Below are 16,879 nucleotides of genomic sequence, written 5' to 3'. Positions count from 1 at the left end.
TTGTAGTTAACTATTATAAAACGCCTCAATAGTGTTACATGAAAGCTAAGGCGACCTAGTAGTGATTCAATTGAACAAGTTTTTTGTAATATTACTTCGTGAATGATTATACATGAGAAAAATTAAATTTAAAAAAGGTAAGAGACTGCAGCCGTATCATCTTGAATATACGGGAATTCATAAAGAAAATGATTCTGAAATGCAATTGTTTGTTTACGACACTATTGACTTGAAAGAATATGAAGATTTTAAAGTGGCTGATTTAGCTAAATTTCTAGATACTAATAAAACAAATTGGCTCAATATTCACGGTCTAAATAATATAGATTTAATAAAATCGATAGGTAGTTTTTTCGAAATAGATAATTTCATGCTGACCGATATTCTAAATACCAGTAGACGAACAAAACTCGAGGAATTATCAGATGTACTTTTTTTCAATATAAAATCGCTTCTCCCAGCAGGCGATTCTGATAATATAAGTGTAGAGCAGATTAGCTTTTTGATAAAAGACGGTATTTTAATTTCCTTCCAAGAAAAACGCTCTGATTTTTTTACCCATATTCGAGAACGAATTCGCACCCATTCTGGTTTAGTTCGAACAAAGAAAGTAGATTACTTACTCTATGTACTTCTAGACGCGATAATGGAAAATTTTTATATCACCATTGAAAATGAAGAGGAAAAAGTAGAGGAATTGGTTGCCCTTTCAAAAAGAAATGCGGATCCATTAACTTTAGAACGTATTGAAAAACATCGTGATAATTTTAATTTCTTGAAGCGATCAATAATTCCTTTGAGAGATTCTTTGTATGGTATAAAAAGTTTGAAAGACGATACTGTTTTTAATGTTATTGAAATTGAAAATTTTAGTTTCTTTTTTCGTTTACATCAAAAGAGCTTAGAATTATTAGAACAAATTGAATCTGATTTAGGATCATTAGAGAGCGCCTCTAATTTCTTTTTTTCGGCACAGACTCATAAAATGAATGAAATAATGAAGACGCTAACTATTGTGTCTGCCATATTTATTCCATTAACTTTTATAGTAGGTGTGTATGGAATGAACTTTAAAAATATGCCTGAACTAGAGTATCATAACGGCTATTTTATCGTTGTAGGAGTGATGGTTTTGATAGTTATTGGAATGATAATTTATTTTAAAAAGAGGGATTGGTTTTAATTAGTAAAACAGTAAATGTCCAATTTTAATTGGATAAAATTAAAAATATATAAAATGAATAAAGCAATATACATTGCTACTAGCGAACAAAATAGTGGTAAGTCAATTATAACTTTAGGTTTGATGAGTATGCTTATTGGTAAAACAGCCAAAGTCGGTTATTTTCGACCAATAATTGAAGATTTTGAAGACGGAAGCTGCGATAATCACATTGAAACAGTAATAGGTCATTTTGGTTTGGATATTTCATTCGAAGATGCGTATGCTATTACTAAAAGTAAATTAATCAAGAAGAAAAATAAAGGAAAAATAGGGGAGGTTCTCGATTTAATTATTGAAAAATATAAGAAATTAGAAGAGCGTTTTGACTTTGTTTTAGTTGAAGGAACTGGATTCAGTGGAGAGGGAACTGCGATTGAGCTCGATATGAATGTTTTGATTGCTAAAAATTTAGGGATTCCAACAATTATTGTCGGTTCAGGAGTAGGTAAGACTTTGGAGGAACTTATTGACAGTCTTTATTTAGTATATGATTCATTTAAGGTTCGAGATGTTGAAGTTCTAGCAGTTATTGCCAACAAAGTCCAGCCAGAAAACATTAGATTAGTCACAGATGGTTTGAGAGGTAGCCTTCCAATTGAGGTTATGGTAAACGCAATTCCATTAATTTCTAGCTTGAATAATCCAACGATTAAAGAGATTGTTGATTTGCTTGGCGCCAAAGTCCTTTTTGGGGATGAATTCTTGAATAATGAAGTTGGTAATTTTAGTGTAGGAGCCATGCAACTGCATAACTACTTATTACATCTAAAAGAAAATGCACTTGTTATAACTCCCGGAGATAGAGCTGACATCATACTTGGAGCGCTCCAAGCAAATGAATCAGTGAATTACCCAACGATTTCTGGCATTGTTCTCACTGGAAATATTCTTCCTGAAGATAGCATTATAAAATTGATTCAAGGTTTAACCACGATCGTACCTATCATAACTGTTGAAGGCGGTACTTATGGAATTACAAATCGATTGGGTAATATTAAATCAAAAATTTACGCTGATAATACTCATAAGATAGAAACATCGATAAACACATTTGAAAAATATGTGGACTTAGATAATTTATCTAAAAAATTGCTGGCATTTGAAGCAGAAGGGATGACTCCAAAAATGTTTCAATATAATCTAGTAAAAAGAGCGAAACAACACCGCAAGCATATAGTTCTTCCAGAAGGGAATGATGATCGAATTCTTATTGCTGCTTCTCGTTTAGTTGCCATGGATGTAGTGGATATTTCAATCATTGGAAACAGAAAACAAATTGAAGCTAAAGTTGCAGAGTTAGGAATTACTTTTGATTTTTCGAAAATTGAAATCGTAAATCCTGTAGAATCTAAGTATTTTGATGATTATGTAAATACATACTACGAATTGCGAAAAGCTAAGAATGTAACTTTAGGAATGGCCAAAGATTTAATGGTCGACGTATCCTATTTTGGAACTATGATGGTTTATAAAGGACATGCAGACGGAATGGTTTCTGGTGCTGCTCACACGACACAGCATACAATTTTGCCTGCTTTACAATTCATTAAAACTAAGCCAAATTCAAGTGTAGTTTCTTCTGTTTTCTTTATGTGTCTAGAAGATAGAGTTTCTGTATTTGGAGATTGCGCCATAAACCCTAATCCAACAGCTGAGCAGCTAGCAGAAATTGCAATTTCTTCTGCAGATTCTAGTTGGGCATTTGGCATTGAGCCAAAAATTGCAATGCTTTCGTACTCGTCTGGCTCTTCTGGAAAAGGTGATGAAGTAACAAAGGTTAGAACTGCAACTGAAATTGTGAGAAAGAAGCGCCCAGATTTGAAAATTGAAGGTCCTATACAATATGATGCAGCGGTTGACATGGAAGTAGGAAGAAGTAAAATGCCAAATTCTGAAGTAGCTGGACAAGCAAGTGTCTTAATTTTCCCTGATTTGAACACTGGAAATAATACGTATAAAGCTGTTCAGAGAGAAACTGGCGCATTAGCAATTGGTCCTATGTTACAAGGGTTGAACAAGCCAGTTAATGATTTAAGTCGTGGTTGTACTGTGGACGATATTATTAACACAGTAGTTATTACTGCTATACAAGCACAGGGACTTTAGTTTTTAAAACAAGGAATAATTTTTAACGCAAAGTCACTAATGATCTTGTTTTTGAATATTTAGTAATAATATTTGTGCATTAGCAAAATTGAAATAATAGTAAAAACCTTTACGCCATAATATGTTCGCGGCAAAAAATAGTTAAAAAATGAAAATATTAATAATAAACTCGGGGAGTTCCTCTATAAAATACCAATTAATCGAAATGCCAGCAAACGAAGTAATTTGTTCTGGTATGATTGATAGAATTGGATTAGAAATTTCAAACTTGACGTTTGTAAGCACTTCAAATAAAATTGAGGAATCTTTACCTATCGCTGACCATAAAATAGGGTTGGAGAAAATAGCTAGCCTTTTAATGGACGAAGAATTTGGCGTTATTATTAGCACCGAAGAAATTGAAGCTGTGGGACACCGCGTAGTTCATGGTGGAAGCACGTTTTCAAATACAGTCGTAATTACTGAGGAAGTTAAGGAGAAAATCAGGCAGTTATTTGATTTAGCGCCTTTGCACAATCCTGCAAATTTAGAGGGAATCATTGTTGCTTCTGAAATATTTAAAAATGCCCAACAAGTAGCTGTTTTTGACACTGCTTTTCACCAAACAATACCCGTAATTGCTCACAAGTACGCTTTGCCCAATTATCTATTGACTGAAAACAAGATTCGATTATATGGTTTCCATGGAACGAGTCATAAGTACGTATCAGAGAATGCAATTCACTATTTAACCCAGAATTCTTTTAGTAAAGAATCTAAAATAATTACAATCCACTTAGGAAATGGATGTAGTATGACTGCAATTAAAAATGGAAAGAGTGTCGATCACACTTTAGGTTTTGGTCCTATGAACGGTTTGATTATGGGTACTAGAAGCGGAGATGTAGATCAATCTATAATATTCTATTTAGTAAATACTTTAGGTTACTCTTTAGAGGCTGTAAACACAATGTTGCAAAAGCAAAGTGGTATGTTAGGATTAACTGGTTTTAGCGATTTGAGAGACATTGAAAAGCAAGCTGAAAACGGAAATGTAGATTGCCAGTTAGCCTTAGCGATGAATGCGTATCGAATAAAAAAATATATTGGTTCTTATTCTGCCGTTTTAAACGGACTTGATGCAATTATCTTTACTGCGGGAATAGGAGAAAATTCATCTTATATTAGAAAATTGGTTTGTACCGATATGGATTATTTTGGTATCGAACTGGATTTAGAAAAAAATGAATTGCGTTCGAAGGAAATTAGAGAAATAAGCACAGCCGAATCTAAAACTAAAGTTTTAGTAATTCCTACAAATGAAGAAATTGAAATAGCAAATCAAGTTTTTGAATTGCTTGTTGAATAGTAAATTTAATTTCAAAAAGAAAAGGTTATTTTTTAACTGATATTTAAAGATCCTGCAATAAATTTAAATTTGCAGGATTTTTTTGTATCTTAATATTAATTATTCGTTATTAATTACGAAATTGCCTGATAATAATAAATTAAAATTTCCAAACAAAATTGATTTTAATCTTTATAAATTATGAAAAAAACTTTTCTATTAGCGGCTTTATTTTTTAGCGGTGTAACATTGACTGCTCAAAGTAAAGATGAACAAATGTTTAAAGAAATCTATAAATCTTCGCTAACAAATTCAAAGTGTTACTCATGGCTAGATCATCTTTCGAATAATATAGGATCTCGATTATCGGGTTCAGAAAATGCGCAGAAAGCAGTTTTATATACAAAAGCCCAATTAGAAACTCTTGGTTTGGATAAAGTCTATTTGCAGGAAGTGATGGTGCCAAAATGGGTAAGAGGTGAAAAAGAAACTGCTTACATAATGGATAACAAAGCTAAAACTTCTGTTCCAATATGCGCTTTAGGTGGTTCTATCGCAACTTCTAAAAATGGTCTTGCCGCTGAAGTTATTGAAGTGCAAACAATAGCTGAACTCAATACATTAGGAGATAAGATTAAAGGTAAAATAGTATTTTTTAACAGACCGATGGAGCAAGAGCTTATTGAAACTTTTAAATCTTACGGAGGTTGTGTAGATCAAAGATACGCAGGTGCTAAGGAAGCAGCAAAATTTGGAGCCGTTGGAACAATTGTACGCTCGATGAACTTACGATTAGATGATTTCCCACATACAGGTAATCAAAGCTATGGTGATTTGCCAGAATCAAAATATATTCCAACAGCAGCTATAAGCACCAACGGAGCTGAATTATTAAGTAAATCACTTAAAAGTAATTCTAAGTTGAAGTTTTATTTCAAACAATCTTGCAAACAAATGGAAGATGTTTTATCATATAATGTTATAGGAGAATTAAAAGGTAGCGAACATCCTGAAAAAATAATTGTTGTGGGAGGACATCTTGATTCTTGGGATTTAGCAGATGGTTCACATGATGATGGAGCAGGAGTGGTGCAAAGCATGGAAGCAGTCAATATCTTCAAAAATCTTGGATACAAACCTAAAAATACGATACGCGTTGTGCTTTTTATGAATGAAGAAAATGGTGGTAAAGGCGGAAAAAAATACGAAGAAGTAGCACAACTGAATAAAGAAAATCACATTTTTGCTCTGGAAAGTGATTCAGGAGGATTTACTCCAAGGGGTTTTAATTTCGAATCAGACGATGCTAATTTTAAAAGAATCGAAGGATGGAAGAATCTTTTCGAACCATACTTAATTCATAGCTTTACAAAAGGTCATGGAGGTTCTGACATTGATGCTTTAACTTCTAAAAAGATAGTTAAAGCTGGATTAAAACCAGATTCACAACGCTATTTTGACTATCATCATGCTGCAAATGATACTTTTGATGCAATTAATAAAAGAGAATTAGAATTAGGTGCGGCAACTATGGCTTCATTATTATATCTTATTGATCAAAATGGAATAATAGAATAATAGAATAAAAAGTTACCAAAATTAATGTGGGTGCAATTTTTATGTTTTTCAATATTTAAATGAAATCGTAAATGTTGCACCCTCGTTTATTTTACTTTCTACAGCAATTCTTCCACCTAAACTTGTGATGTGATTGTAAACTAAATAAAGTCCTATTCCCGTACTATTTGTATCGTCATTTGTATGGAATTTTTCATACAGTCCAAAAATCTTATCTTTCACTTTATCTAGGTCGAAACCAAGTCCCTCATCTGAAAAAATTAATTGATTTATTCCGTTCACTACTGTAGAACGAATTTTAACTGTTGGTACGCTTGATGGTTTTGAATATTTAATTGAGTTCGTAAGTAGATTTAAAAAAATGCTTTTAATATAAGCCTTGTTAAAAACTACATTTTCTACTTCCGAAAAATCAAAAGTAATACTTGCTTTCGAATCAACAATTAGTGAATTTATCGACACTAAAACTTCAATAAGACATTCATTAAAGTTTATCTCTTCAACTTGAGTATTGATGTTTGCATTTTCAATTAAAGTGTCAATAGAATCATTTAATGTATCTTTTAAATTTTCGCTTGTTAATTTTAAAATATTGATCAGCTCAAGTGTTTCTTCATCATCAATTTTAGAAACATCAATCAGACTAAATACGGATAACATATTGTTGATAGGGGACTTCAAATCATGAGAAGTTTTATGAGAAAGTATTCTCAGTTCCTTATTTATTTGTGTCAGATTACTTAAAAGTAAATTTCTTTCGCCTTCTACTTTTTTCTTATGTGTTATGTTTTTTGCAATCGCATAAATTAATTGATTTGCATCTACAGGCATTGAAGTCCATGATAGCCAAACGATTTCACCGCTTTTAGTGAGATAACGATTTTCAAAATTTAATAGTGGTTTGCTTTTATAGACTTGCTCTCTTGTTTCTAATGTTAATTTTAAATCGGGAGAATAAACAAATGCACTTATGGGTTTAGCGTACAATTCCTCCTCACTGTATCCTAATAATTTTGATACAGAGGGATTAATTCTCTTAAAGTAACCGTCATACCCTGCAATACATATTAAATCAGCCGAAATATTGAAAAAATTATCAAACGAATATTTTCCATCAGAATCAGTAGTAGTAGAATTTGAATTCATTGATTTAGCAGGATTTACAGTTTTTAAATAATTTCATATTTTCAAATATGTGACAGTTCTTTTATTAAAATTTTGGGCCTCTTTCCAAATTTATATAAAAAAACAAGAATTCTACTAACTTTGAATTTAAATCTAACTAAATAAGGATTTATTATTTTCAAATTTACAATCTAAAACAAAAAAAGGCTGGAATATTAAAATTCAAGCCTTCTTTTTACATTAGATATTTAAGTTTATTGCGGTCACTTTAAAAAATTTCAAAAGAAACTCTAAACCCTATTATTTTATATTCTAAAAATTCCACCGACTGCAATTATTCTTTGAAAAAAGAAAAAATCTTGTGACGCGCTATCTTCTTTACTTTGGGTTGTTCTAATATCTTGCATATTAATGTAACCGCCTTTTAATTCTCCTTGAATGTAAAAATATTTAAAAAATGTTATGTTAAGCCCCGCTTTCGCCGAAGCACCAAAACCTGAAATATGAAAATCATCATGACGATCTTTTCCCAGTAGCGTTGTGTTTGTTTTAGGATAAAGTAAACCAAGTCCCAAACCTTCAGTGAAATTAATTTGAACTTTGTCAATATTAGGAAGACCCAGAAATTTTGAAATATCATCGTGTCTTGATATCTCGGTGTGTACGTAATTTAATCCGTCAGTGTGTTCATACTTTAAGAAGGTTTCATCCGTAAAATTAACTGGAGTGTTGTTATAAATTCGATTGTGAATTGAGCCTGCATCTGTAATTGGTAAATTGATTGCGCCTGAAACATTAGCAGTTTGATCTTGTGTCATTACATACTTCATATGATCCACACCAATTGTAACGCTATAATTATCAGAAATATAATATCCTAATCTGAAATTCGTTTGAGGAATTGTCATTTTCACAGGATTTATGTAGTCCAAATGCCATCCTTTTGGTTTATCGTGCGCAGTCATATTATCAACTGTAAAGTTGTAATCTTTCCCTTTGAAAGTTACGTCAGAGTCTGTGTAGCTTTCCCTATTTCCGCCCCATGAAACAAAGAATTTTCCTTTATTATGAGCGGTATATTTTTCTACTTTAATTTCTTCTTGTGCAAATGTGCTTAATGAAAATCCGAACAAGACGAAAAATAAAACTTTAGTTTTCAATGAACTTTGTATTAAAATTAAAATGTATTTATTGTTTTTCTAATCGCTACTAATTTAGTCATCAGCGATTCAAAATAATCTAGATGAAGCATATTAGCACCGTCGCTTTTTGCGTTAGCGGGATCAAAATGAGTTTCTATAAATATTCCATCAACGCCCACTGCAATACCAGCTTTAGCAACAGTTTCAATCATATCCGGTCTTCCACCAGTTACACCTGCAGTCTGATTGGGTTGTTGTAAAGAGTGTGTTACATCAAGAACCGTTGTAGCATATTGTTGCATAGTAGGAATTCCTCTAAAATCGACAATCATATCTTGGTAACCAAACATGGTTCCTCTATCAGTAATCATTACGTTTTCATTCTGACAATCTAACACTTTTTGTACCGCGTGCTTCATGCTTTCTGGACTCATAAATTGTCCTTTTTTCAAGTTTACTACTTTTCCAGTATTGGCAGCAGCCACAACTAGATCCGTTTGGCGAACTAAAAAAGCTGGAATCTGCAAAACATCCACATATTGTGCCGCCATATCCGCATCTTCATTCGTATGAATATCTGTAACTGTAGGAACATGAAATGTCTCTGACACTTTTCTAAGGATTTTAAGTGCTTTTTCGTCTCCAATTCCTGAAAAACTATCGATTCTAGAACGATTTGCTTTTTTGAAAGAACCTTTAAAAACAAAAGGAATTTGTAAATTATCAGTGATGCCAACTAATTTTTCAGCAATTCGCATCGCCATTTCTTCACTTTCAATCGCGCAAGGACCAGCTAATAGGAAGAAGTTGCCGCTTTCAGTATGCTTAATTTGAGGAATTTTATGTATGTTCATAGTAGTTATTTTTTGAAAGTGCAAAGATAGTTAGGTTTTGTGAAACTACTTTGCTATTAACGTTTTATTTGAAGCTGTTTCCTGCTCTAGTAATAACGATTAGTCATTGCGAGGAACGAAGCAATCCCATTCCATCAAACATAACATATAGAATTGAAAATATTTTTCAGTGCCCTTAAAAACTGAAAATATTTTTGAGACATTTTAATTACAACACTACTTTTTATTTAAACTAAGCCCAACTGGAACCATTAAGACTCCTTTTTCAAAAATATTTAAATATAATTTTATAGGTTTTTTTTGCCCTTCCCATTTTAACTCGTAAACATCTAATAAACCAGCGCCAAGATCCGTTCTTTTGGTTGGAAAAGGACAACAGCTTTCTAATTTTGAGTACGTTATTTTTTCGCCTTTTGGCCCAGCCAAAGCATTCAAGAAACGTTCTTGATTAATTTTGTCATTTAATGTGTTTCTATAAAAAATATTGATCGGGTAATCTTCGTCATAACCGTATTTTTTATCATCGCTATACTTAGTAATCACAAAAGTATTATCTTTTGTAACCACAAGATTTGGAGCATTATCATCCACGTTTTTTAAAGTCGATTTTGTGCTCACGCAGGAACCACTTAATAATGCTAATGCTAAAAAAAGAAAAGTTTTTTTGATATTGTTCATAAATCCTTAACGTTAAAAATGATTTGTAATTGCTCAAGAAAAACTTTGAAGAGCAGCACAAAGATAAATAGAACTTTGAGTCCTATTGATTACAAAATGTTTTTTTTGTCAATAGAAGTATCAAAATAATCCACTTGTTTTAATTTGTAATCTTAAGCTAATAATTCTTTTTCTAGAATTCTAATTCATTTGTACGTCTTAAATGCTAAGAACTAGTCACTAATCACTAATTACTACTGACTAATCTTTTACTCCTAATTTCTCTAAAATAGTGTCTAATAAGCACCATTTGCTAAGGGAAGATTGAAATAAATTAGCTCCTACAAAAGCTGTAAGCCACAACCAATTAGTACTAAAATAATGTGCTAAAATTAAACTAGTTAATATATGTTCCCGCTACGAATCTTACTATTCTATTTTTCATTATATATTGGCGAGTGATGAAGGAAGCTCATCCTCTTATTTAGTTGTTATTAATTAGATTTTTCAATATTCAGCACAGCAATATGAATGTTTGATTTGGCTGCTTGTTTTGCATTAAAGTCATTAACCAAATCAAACAGTGAGTCAATATTTTCTTTTTTGACAAAAGCATAAAAGAGTATGGATTCCGTCTCATTCATATCGCCAGCAAACCAGTTGCTTTCAATAGCTTCTTCAGAAAGATCTGTAAACCCCTTTACTTCTTTATAAGTAAAGGTTTTTACATTAGATTTTTTTAGCATCGCCTTAATGTCTTTTTCAAATTCTAAGACTGCAGTTATGATTAGTAGTTTCATAGTTTATATTTTATTAAATTATAATGCTTCATCATCATTCTTGATTGAAATTTCAGAATTGGATTCCCATTTTTTTCTCTCTGTTATATAATAAATTAACGGCACTACTAGCAATGTTAGAATGGTGGAAACTATCGCTCCAAACACTAATGAAATCGCTAATCCTTGAAACAATGGATCAAATAATATAATCGATGCTCCAATAACTACTGCTCCAGTGGTTAACAAAATAGGGGAGGTTCTTACCGCTCCAGCTTCTATAATCGCTTGTTTCAACGGAACTCCGTCTTGCAATCTAATCTCTATAAAGTCAATCAGTAAAACCGAGTTTCGAACCATTACACCAGCTAATGCAATCATCCCAATGAAAGAAGTAGCTGTAAAATAAGCACCTAACAGCCAGTGGCCAAAAACAATCCCAATCAAGGATAACGGAATAGCCAACATCATTACAATTGGTGTTTTAAAGTTCTGGAACCATCCTACTATTAACATGTAGATAATGACAATAGCTACCATAAAAGCAACTCCTAAATCACGGAATACTTCTAATGTTATTTGCCATTCTCCATCCCATTTTACTGTAAAATTACTTTCGTCAGTAGGTTGTTCCATATACAATTTCTCTACTTTATAGCCTTTTGGAACTTTCATTTTAGCCATTTGGTCGCTCATTCCTAAAATGGCATATACAGGACTTTCTAAAGCTCCAGCCATATCAGCTGTTACATAAACCACACGTTTTTGATCTTTTCTATAAATGGTTTTTTGTAAAGTATCTGTTTTTACTTTTACCAAATCACTTACCGGAATCATGTTGCCTTGATTTCCTTTGATTTTTAGATTCTGAATGTCTTGTAAACTTGTTTTGTCTTTGTCGTCAAGAGAAAGAACGATTGCTACATTATCATTTGAATTTTCATCGTACAAATTAGAAATAGGATATTCTTTCAGTAAATAGGTAAGATTCCCCACTACTTGCTGTGGCGCAATTCCGTTTAGCATTGCTTTTTCTTTGTCTATTTCGAGTTTGTATTCTACTTGATTGTCCTCAACCATCCAATCGATATCGACTACATCAGCCGTATTTTCTAAAATAGTTTTTACTTGCTTCGCTACTTTTATTTGCTCGTTATAATTAGGTCCGCCATAAATCTCAGCAACTAAAGTTGATAAGACTGGCGGTCCTGGAGGCACTTCAATTAGTTTTACATTCGCACCATATTTCTTAGCAATCTTCTGCACATCGGCACGCATGTCTCTCGCAATGGCGTGACTTTGAATCGTTCTTTCTTCTTTGTGTAGTAAATTAACTTGAATGTCGGCCATATTACTACCACCACGCATGTCGTAATGACGCACTAATCCGTTGAACGTGATAGGAGCCGAGGTTCCAATATAATTTTGATAATTAACTACTTCTGGTCTTGTTGACAGGTATTGCGCAATTTCTTTAGTTACCGCTGTTGTGCGTTCTAACGTAGTTCCCTCTGGCATATCAATCACTACTTGGAACTCATTTTTATTATCAAAAGGCAACATTTTTACCACCACCGATTTGGTAAAAAACATAAAAACCGAACCAATTAATAACAAAATAGTTACCGCTAAAAGTATTCTTCTTTTGGAGCTACTTTCTAATAATGGACGCTCTAACTTATTATATATTTTATAGATACGGCTCGTTTCTAGTCCTTCCGCTTCTTTATGTTCTTGGGTATCTTTTTCTTGAAGTAAATGATAGCCTAAGTAAGGCGTTACCGTCAAGGCTACGAATAGTGATAATATCATTGCAATCGAAGCTCCAATAGGCATCGGACTCATATAAGGGCCCATCATTCCTGATACGAAAGCCATTGGTAAAATAGCTGCAATAACTGTAAAAGTGGCTAATATTGTTGGATTTCCTACTTCATTAATCGCATAAATAGCTGCTTGTTTAAACGGCAGTCGCTTCATCTTGAAATGACGGTGCATATTTTCGGCAATAATAATACTATCATCAACCACAATTCCCACCACAAAAACGAGTGCAAATAGTGTAATTCTATTTAAAGTGTAATCCAATAAATAATAGCTAAATAAAGTCAACGCAAAAGTTAATGGAACGGAGAAAAACACCACTAATCCAACGCGCCATCCCATGGCCAGCATCACTAAAACTGTTACAGCCACAATCGCAATAAATAAATGAAATAAAAGTTCACCTACTTTATCCGAAGCTGTTTCACCATAATTTCGAGTTACTTCAACATGAACATCATCAGGAATTAAATCTTTCTTCAATAATTCTACTTTGTGAAGGATTTTCTCCGAGATTTTCATCGCATCAGCTCCTTTTACTTTACCTATAGAAATAGTAACCGCAGGATATTCTGATTTAGCTGTTTTAAATTTTTCATTGGCTTTGCCGTATCCAAAAGACACATAACTTCTTGGCGTTTCTGGGCCGTCTTGCACTTTGGCAACTTGCTTCAAATATACAGGCATATTTTTATTGATACCCACCACTAAGTTTTCTACATCTTCAGCATTCGATAAAAACTGGCCAGTAGTAACCAAATATTCCTGATCATTTTGAACAAAACCACCCGATTGCGAACTGCCGTTATTAGCCTGAATCATTTGCATAATTCCTAAGGCATCAACGCCATTTTCGGCCATTTTATCTTTGTCTAAAACTACTTTTAGCGCACGAATACTACCGCCAATTTCTTTTGTAATAGCTACATCTTTGATTTTCTCAATCTCCGAAGTTACTTCTTCAGCAATTTGTCGAATTTGAAAAGCATCTTCTTTTTCGCTCCATAAAGTAATTCCTAGCATCGGAACGTCATCAATCGAACGTGTTTTTACTATTGGTTTATACACTCCTTTTGGGAACATATCCTCATGTTTTGCTAATTCATCGTATAATTTCACATACGAGCGCTCCACATCTTGACCCACATAAAACTGTACAATAATCATGGCTTGGCCGTTCATAGCCATCGTATGCACATGTTCAACACCTTTTATGTTGGATATAATTTTCTCCAACGGTTTTGCCACACGGCTTTCAACCTCTGACGGACTTGCTCCTGGATAACCAACTAAGATGTCGGCCATTGGTACATTTATCTGAGGTTCTTCCTCCCTTGGAATCAAAAACGAACTATAAACTCCAATAATCATCAAACCTATCATCAATAAGATGGTCAGTTTTGAGTTCATGAATAAATTGGCTATTTTACCAGAAATACCTTCTTGCATAATTTTTTATTTATTTGGGCGTGACCCTCCCAAAAGGTCGGGTCGGGCTATCCGTTACAATCCACGCTAAAAAGCGTGGGATTTTCACTGCTATCCCTCACGCGGAATTAATTACAAAATCTTATTATTTATCTAAAATGAACATTGAACAGTGAACACTTTTTTTTCTTTTAATGAGCACTGAGCACTGATCACTCCTTTACTGAACACTAATACTTGCTCCATTATACAATTTCCCATCTGCCGAAACAATATATTGTTCATCTGCCGAAAGTCCAGATAAAACTTCAACTTGGTCGCCAAAGTTTTTCCCAACACGCAACCATCTTAATATGGCTACATTTCCAGTTCCAATAGTATAAATTCCAGTTAATTGTCCTTGTTTTACTAAAGCGGATTCTGGTAGTAGTAGCACTTCACTTTTTGATGTGTTTGCTTTATTTGCAATTGGAAACTGAATATTGACAAACATTCCTGATAAAACAGTAGCGTCTGTTTTATCTAAATCTACTTTTACTAAATATTGCCCTCCCGTATTAGTAGCTGAAATACTTACTTCACTTACCTTTCCGTTTAGTTTCTCATTTGATGATTTTACTAAAACACTAACTGGCATTCCTTTTGTAATTGCCGCAATATCATTTTCAGACACCATTGCCATGACTTGTAATTTAGAGGCACCTTCAACACTTACTAAAGGCATTCCTGGATTAGCCATATCACCTTGTTTGATAAATGTATTGGTTACAACACCAGCAAATGGAGCCGTAATATTCGAATAAGAAAACTGAGCCAATACTTCATTCCTCATTTGTTTCGCACCTTCTAATCCAGCTTTTGCCATTTCGTAGCGTGCAGTCATATCATCCAATTCTTTTTGAGAAGCACTTTGCATTTTGAACAAATTCACAAAACGATCGTAATCTTTTTTAGCACTGTTAAATCCTGCAGTCGCTTGAAGAATACTCGCATCAACCTGCGCTTTTTTAGCTTGTAAATCAGTATTATTAATGCTTACTAATAATTGTCCAGCATTCACTTTTTGACCAACTTGCACATGAACTTTAGTTACATATCCCATCATTCTAGTGCTTAAGTTAGCACTGTTCTTAGCTTCAATTTTTCCGCTTGCAGTCACAAAAGGACTGTTGCTATTTTCAGAAACTCCGCTTACTTTCACAGCAATAGCAGGTTCTTTTGCAATTTCTTGTTTCTTTTCGCTGTTACAAGAAGCTAAAAGAATTACTGCAAATAAGGGTATAAATATCTTTTTCATGGTTTTGTATTTATTGTTTTTTATCCTGCAAGGTTTTTTTTAAACCTTGTAGGTATGTTTTAAGTTTCAATTTTTTAAAAAAGGACTAAATTAATTTTCTAAAGACCTACAAGGTTTTGTAAACTTTGCAGGAATAAAAAGCCAAAAAGTAATTTTGCAATTGAATTTTAATTCCTTTATTTCGTTAAAAAATGTAAATAGTTTTGAGTAAAATTATATTCGAAAACTGCTTGTAAAAACTCTAATTCTTTTTGAAACATCTGTGTTTCTGATTGTAGTAAGTCGGTAGTTTTTTCTAAACCTTGAGTAAAACGGTTGTTGCGAATGCGATATGCTTCTTGCGATTGTTCTAAAGCAAGTTTAGAAAGACTCACTTTGTTCTCCGCATCTTTCAATTGACGATCTGCTTTGTTTAATTCCAACTGGCTTTTGGCTTTATATTGTTGCATTTCAATTTCTGATTTTTGGAATTCTGCTTTTGCTTTTTCCATTTTCCCAATTGATTTATAACCGTCGAATAAGCTCCATGATAATTGCGCTCCTACTAAATATCCTTTCGCTGTGGTTCCAAATAAAGTGTCATCGTACAACTCGTAACTCCCAAAAGCATTTAATCTTGGTAAGAAAATCATTTTACTTAATTGCAACATTTTTGCGTAAGCTTCGGATGATTTGTCCATTGCTTGAATGTCTTTTCTATCAATAGAAAGAGTAGTATTTATTCTTTCCAATGCAATTAGATTGTCCAGCTCTTCAAGTGGTTTGTAGACCTTATTAGTGTTGTCTTCATTTAAAAGAAAGGCTAAATAATCAGATGCATTTTGTACATTACTTTTAGCGTATTGCAACTGATTTTGTACTTCATTTACACGAACTTGCACCGATAGTAAATCCGTTTTTTGAAGAATGCCTTGTTTAAAATAGTTTTGTATCAATTTTAGATTAGCATCTCCCGTTATATTCGCTTTTTCTAAAACTGCTACAGCTTTATACCCTAATTGTAATTCCATAAAAGCTTTGTTAACCTCCAGCTCTAAATATTCTTTAGTACGTTCCGTCTGTAAAGCATACGCTTCCATTTTCGCTTTAGCGGCTTGCCTTCCATAAATTCCGTCGACATTAATTAAGGGTTGTAGAATTTCGAATTTAGTAGCGAAGTTTTTTGTTCGCGCCGGATTATTAAGCAAAGCTGGATCAAAATCGGAGGCTGTCAAAATTTCCTGATTTAGTTTAGATCCAAAAGCCATCAAAGGATTTGTTGTAGAAATGGCCGTATGTGAAGCTGAAATACTTGGCAAAAACAACGAATTTGATTGTCTGTAATCTGCTTGTGCGGATTTAAAGTCTTGATCTGAAATCTTTATTTGTAAGTTCTTATCAGCTGCTTTTATCCAAATATCCTTTTTGGAAATAATCAAGGTGTCTTGACCAAATGCAACAGTAGATATAATCAAAATTCCGATGAGCAGTATAAAATTTATATTCTTCATAATTATTTTATCAGGTTTATGAAGCAAAGATAGATTGACAAAAGAGC

At 33.1% G+C, this 16,879-nt stretch carries 13 protein-coding genes; 4 read left to right on the top strand and 9 right to left on the bottom strand.

Annotated elements, in window-relative coordinates; all coding sequences use genetic code 11:
• Positions 1-112: 112 nt before the first annotated feature.
• The 4 genes from corA (at position 113) to BC961_RS08425 (ending at position 6,236) form a co-directional block, all read left to right on the top strand.
• Positions 113-1,183: a magnesium/cobalt transporter CorA gene (corA, locus tag BC961_RS08440; protein WP_121925411.1), complete on the top strand. Its 1,071-nt coding sequence runs from the start codon at positions 113-115 to the stop codon at positions 1,181-1,183.
• A 54-nt stretch (positions 1,184-1,237) separates the two neighbouring features.
• Positions 1,238-3,331 carry a phosphate acetyltransferase gene (gene pta, locus BC961_RS08435; RefSeq protein WP_121925691.1) on the top strand — a complete coding sequence of 698 codons (2,094 nt, stop codon included), beginning with the start codon at positions 1,238-1,240 and terminating at the stop codon, positions 3,329-3,331.
• A 148-nt stretch (positions 3,332-3,479) separates the two neighbouring features.
• Positions 3,480-4,679 carry an acetate/propionate family kinase gene (locus BC961_RS08430; RefSeq protein ID WP_121925410.1) on the top strand — a complete coding sequence of 400 codons (1,200 nt, stop codon included), beginning with the start codon at positions 3,480-3,482 and terminating at the stop codon, positions 4,677-4,679.
• A 180-nt stretch (positions 4,680-4,859) separates the two neighbouring features.
• Entirely contained in the window at positions 4,860-6,236 is a 1,377-nt protein-coding gene (locus BC961_RS08425) for a M20/M25/M40 family metallo-hydrolase (protein WP_121925409.1), read from the top strand.
• 48 nt (positions 6,237-6,284) lie between these two features.
• Here the strand turns inward: BC961_RS08425 and BC961_RS08420 are convergent, their stop codons facing one another.
• The 9 genes from BC961_RS08420 to BC961_RS08380 form a co-directional block, all read right to left on the bottom strand.
• Positions 6,285-7,382: a PAS domain-containing sensor histidine kinase gene (locus BC961_RS08420; RefSeq protein ID WP_121925408.1), complete on the bottom strand. Its 1,098-nt coding sequence runs from the start codon at positions 7,380-7,382 to the stop codon at positions 6,285-6,287.
• A 284-nt stretch (positions 7,383-7,666) separates the two neighbouring features.
• Positions 7,667-8,521: a hypothetical protein gene (locus BC961_RS08415; RefSeq protein ID WP_121925407.1), complete on the bottom strand. Its 855-nt coding sequence runs from the start codon at positions 8,519-8,521 to the stop codon at positions 7,667-7,669.
• 17 nt (positions 8,522-8,538) lie between these two features.
• Positions 8,539-9,357: a 3-deoxy-8-phosphooctulonate synthase gene (gene kdsA / locus BC961_RS08410; RefSeq protein ID WP_121925406.1), complete on the bottom strand. Its 819-nt coding sequence runs from the start codon at positions 9,355-9,357 to the stop codon at positions 8,539-8,541.
• Positions 9,358-9,573: 216 nt separating this feature from the next.
• On the bottom strand, positions 9,574-10,035 hold the full coding sequence (locus BC961_RS08405) for a 2-dehydro-3-deoxyphosphooctonate aldolase (RefSeq protein ID WP_394345442.1): 462 nt from the start codon (positions 10,033-10,035) through the stop codon (positions 9,574-9,576).
• Positions 10,036-10,275: 240 nt separating this feature from the next.
• On the bottom strand, positions 10,276-10,377 hold the full coding sequence (locus BC961_RS14950; RefSeq protein ID WP_394345441.1) for a hypothetical protein: 102 nt from the start codon (positions 10,375-10,377) through the stop codon (positions 10,276-10,278).
• A gap of 131 nt (positions 10,378-10,508) precedes the next feature.
• On the bottom strand, positions 10,509-10,814 hold the full coding sequence (locus tag BC961_RS08395) for a hypothetical protein (protein WP_121925405.1): 306 nt from the start codon (positions 10,812-10,814) through the stop codon (positions 10,509-10,511).
• Positions 10,815-10,832: 18 nt separating this feature from the next.
• Positions 10,833-14,066: an efflux RND transporter permease subunit gene (locus tag BC961_RS08390; protein WP_121925404.1), complete on the bottom strand. Its 3,234-nt coding sequence runs from the start codon at positions 14,064-14,066 to the stop codon at positions 10,833-10,835.
• A gap of 199 nt (positions 14,067-14,265) precedes the next feature.
• Positions 14,266-15,342, bottom strand: coding sequence for an efflux RND transporter periplasmic adaptor subunit (locus tag BC961_RS08385; protein ID WP_121925403.1), 1,077 nt, complete (start codon positions 15,340-15,342; stop codon positions 14,266-14,268).
• A 176-nt stretch (positions 15,343-15,518) separates the two neighbouring features.
• Complete coding sequence (locus BC961_RS08380) at positions 15,519-16,832, bottom strand: TolC family protein (RefSeq protein ID WP_121925402.1); 1,314 nt, start codon at positions 16,830-16,832, stop codon at positions 15,519-15,521.
• Positions 16,833-16,879: the final 47 nt, after the last annotated feature.

Source organism: Flavobacterium weaverense (assembly GCF_003688495.1).
Classification (GTDB): Bacteria; Bacteroidota; Bacteroidia; order Flavobacteriales; family Flavobacteriaceae; genus Flavobacterium; species Flavobacterium weaverense.
The sequence above is the reverse complement of the archived record's forward strand: the minus strand, read 5'-3'. Positions and strand labels throughout refer to the sequence as shown.

Bases quoted from the DNA above. Each gene is read 5' to 3' on its own strand.
- BC961_RS08405 (WP_394345442.1), bottom strand. From the start codon at position 10,035: ATGAACAATATCAAAAAAACTTTTCTTTTTTTAGCATTAGCATTATTA.
- pta (WP_121925691.1), top strand. From the start codon at position 1,238: ATGAATAAAGCAATATACATTGCTACTAGCGAACAAAATAGTGGTAAG.
- BC961_RS08395 (WP_121925405.1), bottom strand. From the start codon at position 10,814: ATGAAACTACTAATCATAACTGCAGTCTTAGAATTTGAAAAAGACATT.
- BC961_RS08390 (WP_121925404.1), bottom strand. From the start codon at position 14,066: ATGCAAGAAGGTATTTCTGGTAAAATAGCCAATTTATTCATGAACTCA.
- BC961_RS08420 (WP_121925408.1), bottom strand. From the start codon at position 7,382: ATGAATTCAAATTCTACTACTACTGATTCTGATGGAAAATATTCGTTT.
- BC961_RS08430 (WP_121925410.1), top strand. From the start codon at position 3,480: ATGAAAATATTAATAATAAACTCGGGGAGTTCCTCTATAAAATACCAA.
- BC961_RS08385 (WP_121925403.1), bottom strand. From the start codon at position 15,342: ATGAAAAAGATATTTATACCCTTATTTGCAGTAATTCTTTTAGCTTCT.
- BC961_RS08380 (WP_121925402.1), bottom strand. From the start codon at position 16,832: ATGAAGAATATAAATTTTATACTGCTCATCGGAATTTTGATTATATCT.
- kdsA (WP_121925406.1), bottom strand. From the start codon at position 9,357: ATGAACATACATAAAATTCCTCAAATTAAGCATACTGAAAGCGGCAAC.
- BC961_RS08425 (WP_121925409.1), top strand. From the start codon at position 4,860: ATGAAAAAAACTTTTCTATTAGCGGCTTTATTTTTTAGCGGTGTAACA.
- corA (WP_121925411.1), top strand. From the start codon at position 113: ATGAGAAAAATTAAATTTAAAAAAGGTAAGAGACTGCAGCCGTATCAT.